17 protein-coding genes and 1 tRNA gene are annotated in these 15,356 nt (G+C 74.3%); 9 read left to right on the forward strand and 9 right to left on the reverse strand.

Annotation, left to right across the window (positions count from 1 at the left end; translation table 11 throughout):
- Positions 1–44 precede the first annotated feature (44 nt).
- Positions 45–914, forward strand: coding sequence for a Cof-type HAD-IIB family hydrolase (locus tag ACIQ9G_RS05775; RefSeq protein ID WP_403606895.1), 870 nt, complete (start codon positions 45–47; stop codon positions 912–914).
- A gap of 143 nt (positions 915–1,057) precedes the next feature.
- Here the strand turns inward: ACIQ9G_RS05775 and ACIQ9G_RS05780 are convergent, their stop codons facing one another.
- The 3 genes from ACIQ9G_RS05780 to ACIQ9G_RS05790 all read right to left on the reverse strand — a co-directional run bounded on the left by ACIQ9G_RS05780 (position 1,058) and on the right by ACIQ9G_RS05790 (position 3,249).
- Entirely contained in the window at positions 1,058–1,708 is a 651-nt protein-coding gene (locus ACIQ9G_RS05780) for an endonuclease (protein ID WP_403606897.1), read from the reverse strand.
- Between the two features lie 85 nt (positions 1,709–1,793).
- Positions 1,794–2,276, reverse strand: coding sequence for a Dps family protein (locus ACIQ9G_RS05785; RefSeq protein WP_403606899.1), 483 nt, complete (start codon positions 2,274–2,276; stop codon positions 1,794–1,796).
- Positions 2,277–2,439: 163 nt separating this feature from the next.
- Entirely contained in the window at positions 2,440–3,249 is an 810-nt protein-coding gene (locus ACIQ9G_RS05790; RefSeq protein WP_403606901.1) for a lysophospholipase, read from the reverse strand.
- Between the two features lie 192 nt (positions 3,250–3,441).
- On the opposite strand from ACIQ9G_RS05790, the gene ACIQ9G_RS05795 reads away from it, so the two are divergent.
- Both ACIQ9G_RS05795 and ACIQ9G_RS05800 read left to right on the forward strand, forming a co-directional pair.
- Positions 3,442–4,629 (forward strand): thiolase family protein, encoded by a 1,188-nt coding sequence (locus ACIQ9G_RS05795; RefSeq protein WP_403606903.1) that lies wholly within the window; start codon positions 3,442–3,444, stop codon positions 4,627–4,629.
- Positions 4,630–4,779: 150 nt separating this feature from the next.
- Positions 4,780–5,553: a sulfite exporter TauE/SafE family protein gene (locus tag ACIQ9G_RS05800; protein ID WP_403606905.1), complete on the forward strand. Its 774-nt coding sequence runs from the start codon at positions 4,780–4,782 to the stop codon at positions 5,551–5,553.
- A 61-nt stretch (positions 5,554–5,614) separates the two neighbouring features.
- Here ACIQ9G_RS05800 and ACIQ9G_RS05805 read toward each other — a convergent pair whose 3' ends face one another.
- Both ACIQ9G_RS05805 and ACIQ9G_RS05810 read right to left on the reverse strand, forming a co-directional pair.
- Entirely contained in the window at positions 5,615–6,409 is a 795-nt protein-coding gene (locus ACIQ9G_RS05805) for an HAD-IIA family hydrolase (RefSeq protein ID WP_403606907.1), read from the reverse strand.
- A 24-nt stretch (positions 6,410–6,433) separates the two neighbouring features.
- Positions 6,434–6,595 (reverse strand): hypothetical protein, encoded by a 162-nt coding sequence (locus ACIQ9G_RS05810; protein WP_392196410.1) that lies wholly within the window; start codon positions 6,593–6,595, stop codon positions 6,434–6,436.
- 115 nt (positions 6,596–6,710) lie between these two features.
- Between ACIQ9G_RS05810 and ACIQ9G_RS05815 the strand changes: the two genes are divergently transcribed.
- The 4 genes from ACIQ9G_RS05815 (at position 6,711) to ACIQ9G_RS05830 (ending at position 9,938) form a co-directional block, all read left to right on the forward strand.
- Positions 6,711–7,142, forward strand: coding sequence for a hydrolase (locus tag ACIQ9G_RS05815; RefSeq protein WP_403606910.1), 432 nt, complete (start codon positions 6,711–6,713; stop codon positions 7,140–7,142).
- 175 nt (positions 7,143–7,317) lie between these two features.
- Positions 7,318–8,502 (forward strand): serine/threonine-protein kinase, encoded by a 1,185-nt coding sequence (locus ACIQ9G_RS05820; RefSeq protein WP_403606912.1) that lies wholly within the window; start codon positions 7,318–7,320, stop codon positions 8,500–8,502.
- Positions 8,503–8,667: 165 nt separating this feature from the next.
- Positions 8,668–9,126, forward strand: a complete 459-nt coding sequence (locus ACIQ9G_RS05825) for an RpiB/LacA/LacB family sugar-phosphate isomerase (protein WP_403606914.1) — start codon at positions 8,668–8,670, stop codon at positions 9,124–9,126.
- Between the two features lie 65 nt (positions 9,127–9,191).
- The gene (locus tag ACIQ9G_RS05830) at positions 9,192–9,938 is read left to right on the forward strand and encodes a cobalt-precorrin-6A reductase (protein WP_403606916.1); all 747 of its coding nucleotides are present in this window, start codon (positions 9,192–9,194) and stop codon (positions 9,936–9,938) included.
- Between the two features lie 4 nt (positions 9,939–9,942).
- Here the strand turns inward: ACIQ9G_RS05830 and cobF are convergent, their stop codons facing one another.
- Both cobF and ACIQ9G_RS05840 read right to left on the reverse strand, forming a co-directional pair.
- Positions 9,943–10,716 (reverse strand): precorrin-6A synthase (deacetylating), encoded by a 774-nt coding sequence (cobF, locus tag ACIQ9G_RS05835; RefSeq protein WP_403606918.1) that lies wholly within the window; start codon positions 10,714–10,716, stop codon positions 9,943–9,945.
- Positions 10,717–10,783: 67 nt separating this feature from the next.
- Positions 10,784–11,350, reverse strand: coding sequence for a DUF309 domain-containing protein (locus ACIQ9G_RS05840; RefSeq protein WP_403606920.1), 567 nt, complete (start codon positions 11,348–11,350; stop codon positions 10,784–10,786).
- Between the two features lie 126 nt (positions 11,351–11,476).
- Here ACIQ9G_RS05840 and ACIQ9G_RS05845 point away from each other — a divergent pair.
- Positions 11,477–11,550 (forward strand) — tRNA-Pro (locus ACIQ9G_RS05845).
- A 55-nt stretch (positions 11,551–11,605) separates the two neighbouring features.
- On the opposite strand, the gene ftsH is transcribed toward ACIQ9G_RS05845, so the two are convergent.
- A complete protein-coding gene (ftsH, locus tag ACIQ9G_RS05850) occupies positions 11,606–13,474 on the reverse strand; it encodes an ATP-dependent zinc metalloprotease FtsH (protein ID WP_403606922.1) in 1,869 nt (622 codons plus the stop codon).
- A 441-nt stretch (positions 13,475–13,915) separates the two neighbouring features.
- Between ftsH and ACIQ9G_RS05855 the strand changes: the two genes are divergently transcribed.
- Positions 13,916–15,019, forward strand: a complete 1,104-nt coding sequence (locus ACIQ9G_RS05855; RefSeq protein ID WP_403606924.1) for a hypothetical protein — start codon at positions 13,916–13,918, stop codon at positions 15,017–15,019.
- A gap of 57 nt (positions 15,020–15,076) precedes the next feature.
- On the opposite strand, the gene ACIQ9G_RS05860 is transcribed toward ACIQ9G_RS05855, so the two are convergent.
- The gene (locus ACIQ9G_RS05860; protein ID WP_403606926.1) at positions 15,077–15,280 is read right to left on the reverse strand and encodes a WD40 repeat domain-containing protein; all 204 of its coding nucleotides are present in this window, start codon (positions 15,278–15,280) and stop codon (positions 15,077–15,079) included.
- Positions 15,281–15,356: the final 76 nt, after the last annotated feature.

Here is a 15,356-nt window from a genome sequence, read left to right on the forward strand (position 1 = left end):
ACCACCCCGGCGCGTCCCCCGCGCCCGCCCCGGAGAACCGGACCATGCCCAGCACCCCCTCGCCCCTGCTCACCATCCCCGGACCCGCCGCCGGGCCCGCCGACATCCGGCTGATCGTCACCGACATGGACGGCACGCTGCTCGACGACGCCAAGCGGATACCCGCGGGCCTGTGGCCCACCCTGGCCGAACTGCGCCGCCGCGGCGTGCTCTTCAGCCCGGCGAGCGGACGGCAGTACGCCACCCTGGCCGAACAGTTCGGGGACGAGGGCCGGGGCATGGTGTTCATCGCCGAGAACGGCACCTACGTCGTCCGCGACGGCGTGGAACTCAGCTCGGACCCCCTGGAGCCGGCCGTCGCGGGCCGCATCGTCCACGCCGTACGGCAGCTCGCGGCCGGGGGCGTCGACGTGGGCGCCGTCGTCTGCGGCAAGCGGTCGGCCTACGTCGAGCGGACCGACGGGGCGTTCCTGGCGGAGGTGCGCAAGTACTACGTCCGCCACCGGATCGTCGAGGACGCGGCCGCCGTCGAGGACGACGTCATCAAGGTGGCCCTCTTCGACTTCGGCCCGGCCGAGCGGACCACCGCACCGGCCCTGGAGCAGTTCGCCGCCACCCACCAGGTCGTGGTCTCCGGCGAGCACTGGGTCGACGTCATGAACCGCACCGCCAACAAGGGCACCGCCCTGCGCGGGCTCCAGCGGGAACTCGGCATCACGCCCGCGCAGACGATGGTGTTCGGCGACTACCTCAACGACCTGGAGATGCTGGACGCCGCGGACTGGTCCTTCGCCATGGCCAACGCGCACCCGCGGGTCGTCCGCAGGGCCCGCCATCTGGCCCCGTCCAACAACGACAACGGGGTCCTGCGCACCATCGCCCGCCTCCTGCACCTGCCGGCGGCGGACCACTGACGGGCAGGGGCACGCGGCAGGGTGACGCGCAGGGGCGGCACGGCCCGGTCGGCTGACGGGCCGGGGCACGCGGCTCGGTCACGCGCGGAGGTGGCACGGCCCGGTCGGCCGAAGCGGCCGGGCGGGACGGCCGGGAGGCACGATCACGCGGCGTGGCCGAGGCACTCCTCGGCCACCTTCCGGTCGAGCGCCGCGCGCACCAGCGCGGCCGCCAGCACGGCCGGATCGGTGCCGCCGGCCGTCTCGGCGAGCCGGCCGGGATCCGTCGGCAGGCCGAGCCGCTCCGCCCCGGACAGCGCCTTGGCGTCCAGATAGGGCGCCGTCTCCGGCCAGACGCGCTGCACCTCGCGCAGGAAGATGTCCGCGCCGACCGGGCCGATGCCCGGCACCTCCCGCAGCAGGCCGCGCAGCTTCGTGAGGTCGCCGTCGGCCTCCCCGCGCAGGCGGCGCAGATCGCCGCCCCACCGCTCGTCGATCAGCTCGGCGCCCTCGCCCAGCAGGGTGGCCGTGCGCTCGTCGTAGCGCCGGTAGCCGCCGCGGCCCAGCGCGTCCACCCGGTCCTGCCGGCCGGACCCGGCCATGGAGCGCGGGTCCCGCAGTCCGGCGTCGTACAGGGCCCGGGCGGTGGCGATGGCGACCGAGCCGCGGACGCGGGCGCTGAGCAGGACGGCGAGCACCAGCAGCCGGTACAGCGGTTGCGGGGCGTCCTTGAGCGGGATGCCGGCCTCCTCGGCGAACGTCCTGCCGTGCGCCCGCACCAGCTCCCGCAGGACCCGGGCGTCGTGCTCCGTCATCGGGTCACCCTCTCCGCTCGTTCGCACGTCCGTCGGTCCGTCCGGCCGTCCGCTCGCTTCGCTCACGAGGGAGAGCGGGCGCGGGTCAGACCTCCTGGGTCACGTTCTCGGCGGCGAACATCCACCGCTGCTTCTCCAGCTCCGCGGTGATGCCGATGAGCAGGTCCTGGGTGACCGGGTCGGCCTTCTCGGTCGCCTCGACGCGTTCGCGCAGCCGGCGGACCGCCGCCTCCAGCGACTCGACCATCACCTCCACGACCTCCGTGTCGCGCACCCAGCCGTCCTTGGGGCTGGGCAGCGTGAAGGCCGAGGCGATCGTCTCCGGCCGGCCGTCGGGCGGCAGTCCGAGCGCCGAGGCGCGCTCCGCGACCGTGTCGGCGAAGTCGCGGGCCGCCGCCACCACTTCGTCCAGTTGCAGATGGATGGAGCGGAACCGCGGTCCCACGATGTTCCAGTGCGCCTGCTTCCCGATGAGGGACAGGCCGAGAAGATCCACGAGGGTGCTCTGCAGCGCGTCCCCGGTGACCTGAAGGGCCGCTTCGGGGATCGTGCTCTTCACGACGGTCATGGCGTGGTGCTCCTTGAGGAGTGGTGTCGGGCGGTACGGAACGGTGCGCCGCACTCCTCCTAGCGGGCCCCGTCCCACCGGCGGGCAGCACGGCGCGACCACTCCTTGGGGCGGCGGGTGCCCCTGGCGAAACGGGGCAAACACCACACGCGTGCCCTACTGCTCAGCTCCCGAGCACCCCGTCCAGGAAGGCCCTCAGGTCCGCGAGTACCTCGGCCCGGTTCGTCTCCTGGAACACCTCGTGCCGGGCGCCCGGATAGGTCCGCTCGGTCAGGTGTCCGCCGCTGAGCCGCTCCACGCCGGCACGGCTGCCGGCGAGCGGGACCAGCCGGTCCTCCGTCCCGTGCAGCCACAGCACGGGCAGGGCGCCGACGTCCCCGCCCTTGGCGACGGTCTCTAGGGTCCGGGCGAAGGCCTCCACCGTCGGCCGCTTCATCGGGCCGTGCCAGACCAGCGGATCGGCCGCGTAGGCCGCGCCGACGGCCGGGTCGCGGGAGAGCGCGGCCGGGCTGACCGGCGTGTCGGGGATCTCGTCCAGGGCGAGCAGCCGCTCCGGCAGCTCCCATGCGCCGATGACGGGGCCCGACAGCACGAGCGCGGCGAGCCCGGTGCCGTACCGCTGGGCGAAGCGGGCCGCGATCAGCCCGCCCATGGAGTGGCCGATCACCACAAGCGGCAGGCCCGGATGCGCGGCGCGGGCCCACTCCGCGACCGCCCTTACGTCGGTCACCACGTCCTCGAAGTCCTCGATCAGCACCCGCTCGCCCGCCGACGTCCCGTGCCCCTGGTGGTCGGGGGCGAACACCGCGGCGCCGTGTTCCACCAGCGCCCCGGCCACTTCGGCGTAGCGCCCCGCGTGCTCGCCGTACCCGTGCACCAGCAGGGCGACGTACCGGGGACGCCGGTGCGGCCACTCGCGTACGGTGAGCCTGCCCCGCGTACCGGTGAGGACGTGCTCGCGGGTGTCGGCCATGTCGCCTCCAGAAGCGTGGGTCGGACGCGTGTGTCGGACGGGTGGGTCGGACGTGCGGGCCGGACGGGTGGGCCGGACGGGTGGGTCGGACAGGTGAACGCGGCTCCGGGGGATCTTCCCAGGGGTCCGGCGCGCGGTCTATAGTCCAAAACTAGCAGTGCTAATTAATTGGGTCGTCCAAGGAGTCCAGCCGTGCGCCCCGTCCACTTCGCGGCCGCCCGCCGCACCCCGATCGGCAAGTTGCGCGGAGCCCTGTCCTCCGTGCGCCCCGACGACCTCGCCGCGTCCGTGATCCGTGCCCTGGCCGACGGCGTTCCCGCGCTCGACCCGGCCCGCATCGACGACGTGTACTGGGGCGCCGCCAACCAGGCGGGCGAGGACAACCGCAATGTCGCCCGGATGGCCGCGCTGCTCGCCGGGCTCCCCGAGTCCGTGCCGGGCGCCACGGTCAACCGGCTGTGCGCCTCGGGTCTGGAGGCCGTCACCACCGCGGCCCGTACCGTCGCCGCCGGCGAGGCCGACGTCGTGGTCGCGGGGGGCTCGGAGTCGATGAGCCGCGCGCCCTTCGTGCTGCCCCGACCCGACGAGGCCCTGCCGCACCGCATCGAGACCGTCGACACCCGCCTCGGCTGGCGCCTGGTGAACCCGGCGATGAAGGACCTGCACGGACTGCTGTCCATGGGCGAGACGGCGGAGGAGGTCGCCGAGCGCTACGGCATCCCGCGGGAGCGCCAGGACGAGTTCGCGCTGCGCAGCCACCAACGGGCCGCCGAGGCACGCAAGCTGGGCCACTTCGACGACGAACTCCTGCCCGTCGAGCGCCCCGACGGCACGCTCGTCGGCACCGACGAGTGCATCCGCGAGGACACCTCCTACGACCGGCTCGCCCGGCTCAAGCCGGTGTTCCGCGCGGACGGCACGGTCACGGCGGGCAACGCCTCGCCCATGAACGACGGCGCGGCCGGACTCCTCCTGGTGAGCGAGGAGGCCCTGAACGACCTGGGTCTGGAGTCCCTGGGCCGGTATGTCGCCGGCGCCTCGGCGGGCGTCCACCCCGACGTGATGGGCATCGGGCCGGTTCCCGCCACCCGCAAGGCGCTCGCCCGCGCCGGCTGGCGCGTCGACGACCTCCAGGAGGCCGAGTTCAACGAGGCGTTCGCGGCCCAGGCGCTCGCCTGCGTGGACCAGCTGGGCATCGACCCGGACCTGGTCAACCCCAGCGGCGGCGCCATCGCCCTCGGCCATCCGCTCGGCTGCTCGGGCGCCCGCCTCCTCACCACCCTGCTGCACCGGATGCGCCGCACGGGCGCGACCCGCGGCCTGGCCACGATGTGCGTGGGCGTGGGCCAGGGCAGCGCGCTGCTGGTCGAGCGGGCCTAGGGACGTCGGCGGGGCTCGCCGTGCGGCCCGGCACGGCGAGGAAGTGGGCGCGGTCGGGCCCGCCCGCGCCGGGCACGCGGCCGGCGCGGGAACCGTACGGCGAGACGGCTCGCCCGGACCGGGATACGTGCGCATAGCATCGGTGTCCGCATGAACACGATGACGCTCTGGCACATATCCGGGTGGGGGTTCGCGGCGCTCGCCTGCGCGGCCCTGCTCGTCGGCTTCTCCAAGACCGCGGTCAGCGGGGCGAACACGGTGAGCCTCGCCGTCTTCGCGGCCGTGCTGCCCGCCCGCGCCTCCACGGGCGTCCTGCTGCCGGTCCTGATCGCCGGGGACGTGCTGGCGGTCCTCACCTACCGGCGGCACGCCCACTGGCCCACGCTGTGGCGGCTGTTCCCGGCGGTCGCCGTGGGAGTGGTCGGCGGCACGCTGTTCCTGGTGTGGGCCGACGACGGCGTCGTACGGACGTCGATCGGCGCCATCCTGCTGCTGATGGCGGCGGTGACGGTGTGGCGGCGCCGCGTGGCCGGCCGCGAGCGGGAACCGGACGCGGTCACCGGCCGGTCCGGCCGCCTCAAGGCCCGCTCCTACGGCGTCCTCGGCGGCTTCACCACGATGGTCGCCAACGCGGGCGGCCCGGTGATGTCGATGTATCTGCTCTCCGCGGGCTTCCGCAAATACGGCTTCCTCGGCACGTCGGCGTACTTCTTCCTCGTCGTCAACGTCTCCAAGGTGCCGTTCAGCGCGGGCCTCGGCCTGATCGACGGCCGCTCGCTGCTCCTCGACGCGGCGCTCGCGGTGTTCGTCGTGCCCGGCGCGCTGCTCGGCACCTGGGCGGTGCACCGGATCAACCAGCGCCTGTTCGAGCGGCTCGTGATCGCGGCGACGGTCGTGGGCGGCGTCCAGCTCCTGCTGCGCTAGCCCACAGCCCACAGCCCACAGCCCAAGTCCCCGGGCCGTGCGGCCGGGCTCTCCCGCGCGGCTACCGCCCCAGCCCCAGCAGCGCGGGCACGTCCGCGAAGGAGCCGACGACGTGGTCGGGGCGCCCGCCGGCGTCCCGGAGGGCCTCCGGCAGGTACTTGCCCGTCCTGACCAGCACCCCCGTCACCCCGGCCCGCTGCGCCGCGAGGACGTCCGACTCGACGTCGTCCCCGACCATCACCGTCTCCTCCGCCCGCGCCCCCAGCTGCGCCAGCGCCGCCTCGAAGAACGCTCGCGCGGGTTTCCCGGTGACCTCCGCCTCGGTGCGGGTGGCCGCCTCCAGCCCCAGGAGGAAGGCCCCCGAGTCGAGTTGGAGTCCCCGGTCGGTGCGCCAGTACAGGTTCCGGTGCATGGCGACCAGCCGTGCTCCCCGCCGCAGGTGCCCGAAGGCCCGGTTCAGCGCCGCGTAGTCGAACTCGGGACCGGCACCGCCGACGACGACGGCGTCCGGCACGGTGGCGGTGTCGGCGGCGTCGAGGACGGTGACACCGGCCAGGTCCTCCGCGATGTCCCCGCTGTTGAGCAGCGAGCAGCGCGCCCCGGGCAGGCGCGCGGCGAGATGGGCGGCGGTGGCCGCGGGGGCGGTGAGGATGTCGCCGGCGGTCACGGGGAAGCCCGCCGCGGCGAGGGTCCCGGCGATCGAGGCGCGGGTGCGGGACGTCGTGTTGGTGAGCAGGACGACGCCGAGCCCGGCGTCCCGGACCGCCCGCAACGCCTCCACCGCGCCGGGCAGCGGACGCCAGGAGACGGTGAGCACCCCGTCGATGTCGATCAGGACCGAGCGTGCGTATGCCATGAGGGGCCCCGGCCGTCCGCGGTCTCAGGGAAGGTGCACGGGCCGGGAGAACGCCTCCCGCATCCGCTCGAAGCGGTCCAGGTCCGCCCACAGCGCGATGCGGCGCGGCCGTCCCGCGATCCAGCCCCACACGCTCGCCCCGGCGGCCGCGACCAGCGGAATGAGCAGCCACGACAGAATGACCACCGTCGTCCTCCTTGTCCGAGCGGATCAGCGGGCAGGACGACCATTACACACATAATCGGCTGCGCATATCGGCACAAGAGGCCATTCATCATCTTTTCACTCCTCTGGGTAGGTCATGTTCGAACGACTCCTCGAACGCCTTCCGGCGGCCCTCCGGACCGTCCCCTACGCGGCGTCCCGCTTCCCCGGCTCGCCCGCCGTCGCCGCCCGGCCGGATCCGGCGGCCGGGGCGAACTGCCAGCTCTACGCCTACGCGGTGCTGCGGCACTTCGGCCTGGCCCCGCCCCCGCTCCGGTCGAGCGAGCTGTGGGCCGACACCCGGGACACGGTCCGCGTGCCCCGCCCCCGGCCGCTGGACCTGCTGCTGTTCAACGCCGTGGACGACGCCTACGGCGCCCATGTCGGGGTCTGGGCGGACGAGGACCGCGTCCTGCACCTGTGCGCGGAGGCGGGCCGCCCGGCGGTGTGGACCCCGGCGGACTTCGCCGCGCGGGAGCGCTACCGTGTCCTGGTCGGCGTCAAGCGGGTGACCGCCCGCCCGGCGTAGCCGCCCCGCGGTCCGGCGTGGTCCGCGCGGCGTCAAGTGATCGTTAAGATGGGCTCGTTGCCGCGAACCGTGCGCGCCGCCCGGCCATGGCCGGCAGGCCGCGGGCGGCGGACGTCGTGGGTGGGACTTCAGGGTTGTCGTGGGTGGGAATTCGGGGATTGAGGACGGTCTACGGGTGCTGGTGGCGGGTCGTTACCGGTTGCACGCGGTCATCGGTCGGGGCGGCATGGGCGAGGTCTGGCGGGCCCTCGACGAGGTGCTCGGCCGGCCGGTCGCGGTCAAACTGCTGCTGAACGACGGGGCGGACGCCTCGGCGGCGGCCCGGTTCAGGCTGGAGGCGCAGACCTCGGCACGGCTGAACCACCCGAACGTCGTGGGGGTGTTCGACTTCGGCGCCTGGGAGGACCGCTTCTTCCTGGTCATGGAACTGGTCGAGGGCGACAGCCTGGCCGGGGAACTCACCACCGGCGGTCCGCTCACCCCGGACCGGCTGGCCCAGGTGGCCCAGCACACGGCGGAGGGACTCGCCGCGGCCCACGCGCAGGGCATCGTGCACCGCGACATCAAGCCCGGCAACCTGATGAGCGACCGCGACGGCACCGTCCGCATCGGGGACTTCGGCATCGCGCGCTTCGTGGACGACCACTCGGCCGCGCTCACCACGACCGGGCAGATCGTCGGCACCGGCCTGTACCTGGCGCCCGAGCGGGCCATCGGCACCCCGGCCACCTCGGCCTCGGACCTGTATTCGCTGGGCTGCGTGCTCTACCAACTGGCCGTGGGAAGACCGCCGTTCGAGGCGGCCGCCCCGACCGCGCTGCTCTACCAGCACGTCGACTCCGCGCCCGTGCCGCCGCACCAGCGCGGCGCGTCCCTGCCGCCCGCCTTCGAGGCGTACCTGCTGAGCATGCTCGCCAAGCGGCCGGAGGAACGCCCCACCGCACGGCAGGCGGCGGACTGGTTCGGCAGCGGTGCCTGGCGCGGCGCGCCGGAGCCGCTGCCGCCGGAACTGCCGGGCGCGAGCCCCGCACACCACCGGGACGCCCCGCCCCACGCCGCCCTCGCCGCGGCCGCACCGGCCCCGGCCGCCCGCGCCACGGCCGTACGGACCCGGGGTGCCCGCGCCGCCACGTCCGCACCGGCGCATCGCGCCCGGGGCGGCGCCCCGGACCCGGCCGCCCGGGCCGCGGGCCGTACCGATCCGGCCGGTGACGGCGGCTGGAACACCACCGTGCACCGGGTGCCGACGCGGCGGCCGGGCCTGCGGACGTCGCTGCGCCGCCACCCCCGCGCGGCCGCCCTCATGGGCGGCGCCGTCCTGTTCGTCTCGGCCCTGCTGGTGGGCATGGCCTGGTTCTAGGCCCCTCTTCCGAATCTCCCCGGGTGCGGGGGCGGCTCGGCGGGCGCCGTCACCCGGAGCCCGCCCCACCCGCACGAAAGGCCCTGGCCGGGATGCCGGCGAGCGGACCCGCCCGGCGCCCGGACCGCCTTGGACGCCCGGCCCCCGCTGGGTACGCTCCCCACCATGCGGATCTCCGTCTCCTCGGACATGGACGAACCCGTGGCCCGCGCCCTGGTCGACCGGCTGCGCGAGCGCGGGCACGAGGTGGTCACGCACGGCGCGCTGCGCCGCGGGGACGACCCGCAGTGGGCGTCGTGCTCCGCGGCCGCCGCCCGTGACGTCGCCGACGGAACGAGCGACCAGGCCGTCGTGTGCTGCTGGACCGGCACGGGCGCCTCCATCGCCGCGAACAAGGTGCCGGGGGTACGGGCCGCCCTGTGCGCCGACGCGTACACCGCGGACGGCGCGCGCCGCTGGAACGACGCGAACGTCCTGGCGCTCAGCCTGCGCCTGACGTCCGAGCCGCTGCTCGGCGAGATCCTCGACGCCTGGTTCGCCGCCGCGCCGAGCGAGGACGCCGAGGACCGCCGGAACGTGGCCCGCGTCGGACGGCTGGACCGGGACCGCGCGGCCCCCGCCTGACGGCGGCCCCGCGTGCGGGCACCGGGCTTTCGGGGCGGCGCGGGCCGCCCCGTACGCTCGACGCCATGTCCCCGCACGTGCTGGTCCTCGGCGGCACCACCGAGGCCCGCGAACTGGCCGCCGCGCTCGCGGCGCGCTCCGGCACGCGGGTGACCACCTCGCTGGCGGGCCGCGTGTCGCGGCCGGGCGCACTGGCGGGGGAGGTGCGCGTCGGCGGTTTCGGCGGGGCCGAGGGCCTGGCCGCGTGGCTGCGCGCGCACCGGGTGGACGCCGTCGTCGACGCCACGCACCCCTTCGCAGAGTCGATCACGCGGAACGCGGCCCGGGCCGCGACCGCGACCGGCGTGCCCCTGGTGGTCCTGCGCCGCCCCGGCTGGCGGCCGGCCCCGGGCGACCGCTGGCATCCGGTCGCCTCGCTCGACGCCGCGGCCGGGCTGCTGCCGCGCCTCGGACGCCGGGTGTTCCTGACCACGGGCCGGATGGGTCTCGCCGCCTTCGCCGGGCTCACCGGCCTGCACTTCGTCGTACGGTCCGTGGAGCCGCCCGGGCCGCCCCTGCCGCCCGACGTGCGGGTGCTGTCGGCCCGGGGGCCGTTCACCGTGCCCGGCGAGACGGAACTGCTGCGCACCCACCGCATCGACGTACTGGTGACCAAGGACAGCGGGGGAGCGGCGACGGCCGCGAAACTGACGGCGGCTCGGGAGCTGGGGCTGCCGGTCGTCGTCGTACGGCGGCCACCGCTGCCGGAGGGGGTGGGCGCGGTGCCGGACGTGGCGGCCGCGCTGGACCGGCTGGGCCTCCGCACGCCGTGAGGGGCTATCCCTGCCGCGGATTGCGGCGCAGCAGGTAGGTGTCCATGATCCAGCCCTTGCGCTCGCGCGCCTCGGCCCGCAGCCGCTCGATGCGCGGCGCGGCCTCGGCGATCGGGCCGGAGTCGAGGAGCTCGTCCGGGGTGCCCAGGTAGGCGCCCCAGTAGATGTCGATGTCCTGGTCGGCGTACTGCCGGAAGGTCTGGTGCGCGTCCAGCATCACCACCACGTCGTCCACCCCCTCCGGGAAGCCCTCGGCCAGCCGCCGCCCGGTGGTGATCTGCACGGGGCGGGCGACCCGGTTGAGCCCGGTGCGGTGCCGGGCCACCAGCGAGGAGACGCTGCTGATGCCGGGCACGACGTCGTAGGCGAATTCCACCCTGCCCCGCTCCAGCACCTCCTCCAGGATGCCGAGCGTGCTGTCGTAGAGCGACGGATCGCCCCACACCAGGAACGCGCCGCTGTCCTGCTCGCCGAGCTCCTCGGTGATCAGCCGCTCGTAGATGTCGGCGCGGGCGCTGCGCCAGTCCCCGACGGCGGGGGAGTAGGCGGCGCCGCCCGCGCTCCGGTCCCGCTCCGGGTCGCGCGCCTCGACCAGCCGGTACGCCCCCTCCGGCAGGTGCGCGTCGAGGATGTCCCGGCGCAGCCGCACGAGGTCCGACTTCGTCTCGCCCTTGTCGAGGACGAAGAACACGTCCGTGCCGCGCAGCGCCCTGACCGCCTGCAGGGTGAGCTGCTCGGGGTCGCCCGCGCCGATACCGATCACATGAATCTTTCGCACGCCCCGAGTCTGCCGTACGGCACTCGCGGCGCGGACACCGGTTCCACCCGGTCCGGGACCGGCCGTTCTACCCCGCCCCGCGGAGCCGGGGCGCCCGCCGCGCCGCGTCCACGACGGGCCCGGCCGCCCGCTCCACGTCCGCCCCTCGCTCCCCGTCCTCCGCCCCCTCCACGTCCGCCGCGAGCTCCCGCGCCCAGGCCTCCAGCCCGGTCAGATCCATGCCGTAGGGGTCCGGCCGCCCGGTGGCCGCCGACCACTCGCCCACCGCGTCCGCCCCGCGCCGCAGCAGCCGGGCCCCACCGGTGGCGTTGCCGCGGGCCGCGTGGGTGAGCCCCACCGCGAGCTGCGCCAGCCCGCGCCACAGACCGCGCTCCGCCCGCGGCCCCGACTTCCAGGCGTCCTCGAAGACCTCGTGCGCGTGGAAGGGCTTCCCCTCGTCCAGCAGCGCCTGGGCCTCGGCGACGGTCTGCCGCGGGGTGCGCGGCACGCCCTCGGGCTGCCGTGGCACGCCGTCGGCGCCGTACGGCAGCGGCCGCCCGAGCCCGTCCCGGGGCCGCGCGTTGCGCGCCCTGCCCTCGGTGTCCCGGTCGCGCGCGCCGGCCGGCCGTCCGGAGGATGAGGATGTGCTGCCCATACGCCGATTGTGCCCCGTCGCCCCGTCCCGTCGCCCCGCCCCGTCTCAGCGCCCCTTCGGTACAGCCCCCGGCGTGCGGTATGGTGACATTCGCGCGATCACGTGGGTCACTCCGCGTGAGCGCAGCGGGACGTGGCGCAGCTTGGTAGCGCACTTGACTGGGGGTCAAGGGGTCGCAGGTTCAAATCCTGTCGTCCCGACTTGTGAAGTCACAGGTCAGAGGTCGTGTCGGAGCCATCCGGGACGACCTCTTGGTCATTTCTGGGAACCCCTCGAAGGCGATGACGTGTTGACAGCGTCGGCAATCATCGGCACCTCCTCCTCCGCCGCCCGGCCGTTCTCCTGGCGCAGGACTTCGAGCACGACGGAGCCGTCGACGGTCTCCTGGGCGACCAGCCGTTCGGCCAGGTGCTCCAGCGCGGTCCGGTGGCCGCGGAGCAGCGTGATCGCGCGCTGTTCGGCCCGGCGCAGCAGGCGGGCGACCTCCTCGTCGACGATGCGCTGGGTCTGCTCCGAGTACGGTGGCCGGCCCGCCTCCTCGGCGGTCTCACCGAGGAAGCGTGCAGGGGCGGAGGCGTAGCCGATGGGTCCCAGTTCGGAGGACAGGCCGAACTCGCGGACCATACGAGTGGCGATCTGGGTGGCTCCGGCCAGGTCGTTGGCGGCTCCCGTCGACCCCTCGCCGAAGACCACCAGTTCGGCCGCGCGCCCGCCCAGGCGCACCGCCAGAAGATCGGTCAGGTAACTCTCACTGTACAAATGGCGTTCCGCTTCGGGGAGTTGCTCGGTGACGCCGAGGGTGAGACCGGCCGGCAGGATGGTGACCTTCGCCACCGGGTCGGCGTGCTCGCACAGCGCCGCGACCAGGGCGTGGCCGGATTCGTGGACGGCCACCGAGCGGCGCTCCTCGGGAAGCAGCGCGTTGGAGGACTCCCGGCGGCCCAGCAGCACACGATCGCGGGCGGCGTCCAGGTCGTGCGGTTCGATCCGGGTGCGGTCTCCGCGTACGGCGTTGATGGCGCCCTCGTTGACCAGGTTGGCGAGATCCGCTCCGGAGAATCCGGGCGTGGCACGTGCCACGGCGTCCAGGTCGACCTTCGGAGCCAAGATCTTGTCACGGGTGTGCACGGCGAGGATCGCGGCCCGTTCGGCCTGGTTGGGCAGCGGCACGGTGACCTGGCGGTCGAACCGCCCGGGGCGCAGCAGGGCCGGATCGAGGGCGTCGGGCCGGTTGGTGGCGGCGAGGACGACGATGCCGCTGGACTGGTCGAAGCCGTCCATTTCGGAGAGCAGCTGGTTGAGGGTCTGCTCCCGCTCGTCGTTGCCGCCCAGCCGGGCCCCGCCGGCGCGCCGCGAGCCGAGCGCGTCGATCTCGTCGATGAAGATGATCGACGGGGCGCGTTTGCGGGCTTCGCCGAACAGGTCGCGCACCCGGGAGGCGCCGACCCCGACGAACATCTCCACGAACGCGGACCCGGTCACCGACAGGAACGGCACGTCCGCCTCGCCGGCGACCGCCCGCGCGAAGAGGGTCTTGCCGGTACCGGGCGGCCCCACCATGATCACGCCGCGGGGGCCTTTGGCACCGGCGGCGGTGTAGCGGGCGGGGTGGCGCAGGAAGTCGACGACCTCGCTGATCTCCTGCTTGACCCCGTCGTACCCGGCGATGTCGTCGAAGCCCGTGGTGGGCCGCTCCGCCTCGATGATCTTCGCGCGGGAGCGTCCGATGGCGCTCAGCCCGCCGGCCATCGACCCTGCGGCCCGGCGTCCCATCCAGAGGAAGAAGCCGATCAGAAGCAGGAACGGCAGGAACGTGACGAGTATGGACGGCCATGCCGAGCCGCTGCTGCTCTGGCGGGCGCTGATCCGTACGTGGTGCGAGGTCAGCTGCTGCTGGAGCTGGGCCCCGGTGCCCAGCGCGGTGGGGATCTGGGTGGTGAACCGGGTGCCGTTCCTCAGGGTGCCGCTGACGGCGCCCTTGTCGTTGATCTCGACCGTCCGCACCTGGCTGGTGCCGACCTTGCCGACGAAGTCGCTGTAGGACAGCGCGGTCGCGTGCGGCCCGGTCGGCGCGCGGGAGAGCAGCAGGAAGACGGCGACCGTCATCAGGATCCACCACAACATCCACCGTCCGCCGGCCGGCTGTGGTTGCCGGGACGGCGGGGTCGGCGGTTCGCGTGACGGCCCGGACTTGGCGGGCGGCGTCAGGTGCCGGTGCGGCATCCGCACTCGTGTGATCACCAGTCCCACGCCCTTCGATCGGCACGGACCCCCGTCCACCAGCCTCGCCCCGGCAATTCCCGTGGGTCAGGGGTCGAACGGCCCTAATGGGGTCCGTCCGGTCGGAGCCCGGTACCGGCTGCCCCTCGGCGCGGAGCTGGGCATCGTCTGCGTCTGCGCGGCCGCCTTCCGCGTCCTGGCCGTCCACGGTTTCGGGAGGCCGGAACAGGCTGCCCGGGCGCATCCTGGAGTTGGACGAGACGCGGCACGCGACCGAACGTGTCTCGATACGGCGGCGTCCCGGGCGTGCGGCTCGTGGCGCCGACAGCGCACTCGGGAGTGACCATGAGACTGTCCTTCCTCGAACCTCTGTACAAGGAGCCCGGTCCCTTCGCGTCCGTCTATCTGGACACCTCGCGCGACGCCGCCGTCGAGGACCCCGAATCCGCCGTACGACTGCGCTGGCGGCGTCTTCGGGACGATCTGCTGTCCGAGGGGGCGGACCGGGATTCCCTCACCGCGGTGGCGGGCGCGGTGGGCAGCGACGCGGACGTCCCCGGTACCCACGGTCAGGCCGTGTTCACCGCGCACGGACGCCTGGCCCTGCTGGACGAGCTGCCCCTCCCGCCCGACCGGAGCACGGCGCATTTCGGAACCCTGCCGGACACCATGCCGCTGATCGTCCAGCACGCGCCCGGAATCCCGTACCTCGCGGTTCACGTGCACTACGGCGGCCGCCACTCCACGGACGCCACCGGCACCCTGCGCATCGAGGCCGAAGCGGGCACGTGGCCGCTGACCAAGGTCACGCCGGGCCTCCGCCTGGACGAGGAGATCCCGGTGGCCGACTGGACGCGCGCCGCCGGAGAGGTCGGCCGGGAGCTGGAAGGCCACGCCCGGCGCATCGACGTGGAGACGGTGGTCGTCGCCGGAGACCTCTGGGCCCGCGGCATCCTCGTCAACCGGCTTCCGGCCGGCCTGCGCGGGCAGGTCACCACCGTCGAGGCCGCCGGTGAGTCCCAGCCGGGGCGGGCCCTGCTGGAGCGGCACCTGGAGGGCCTCTTCGAAGGCCGCATGGCCGCTCACGACCGGGCGCTCCTGGATGCCTTCCTCGCGGAGCGGGCCCGAGGCGGAGCGTCCGCGGAAGGCCTCGCCGCGGCCGTGTCCGCGCTGCAACGCGGCCGGGTCAAGGCCCTTTTCCTCAGCGACCACCCGGAGTCGCCGTTCCGCCTGTGGGCCGGTCCTGAACCCGGCCAAGTGGCCCTCACGGAACAGGAACTGCGCTCCTACGGCATAAGGGAGGCCCGCGAGGAACGGGCCGACGCGGCGCTGGTCCGTGCCCTCGTCGGCACGAGGGCCGAACTGGTCCTGGTGTCCGAGCGGGAGCTGGGGCTGAGCGAGGGCGTGGGCGTGCTGCTGCGCTACGCCGACCCCGCCTCCCGCGAGTGAACAGGCCTGCCGGACGCGGCGGTCCTCCGGTTCTCGCGCTTCTCGCGCGCCGTCACCTCATCCGGCCTCGGGGAGCCGGGTGCTGCGGACGACCTTGTCCTCACCCGCGCTCGCGAGGAACCGGCCGTCCGGGTAGAAGGCCACGGCGTTCACCGCGCGCCTGTGCTCGATCTGGAGCAGCGGCTGACCGGTGTCGGCCCGCCACACGCACACGAGACCGTCCCGGCTTCCGGTGCTGCACGTCAGCCTGACCTGGAACAAGTCCTGAACAGCGCGCGGTGCGCTGACGGGCCGTCACCGGCCGCAGCGCACCGCGCGTTTCGCTTGTTCCCGGGCC

Source organism: Streptomyces sp. NPDC096152, from assembly GCF_044763235.1.
In the GTDB taxonomy this organism is placed as follows: domain Bacteria; phylum Actinomycetota; class Actinomycetes; order Streptomycetales; family Streptomycetaceae; genus Streptomyces.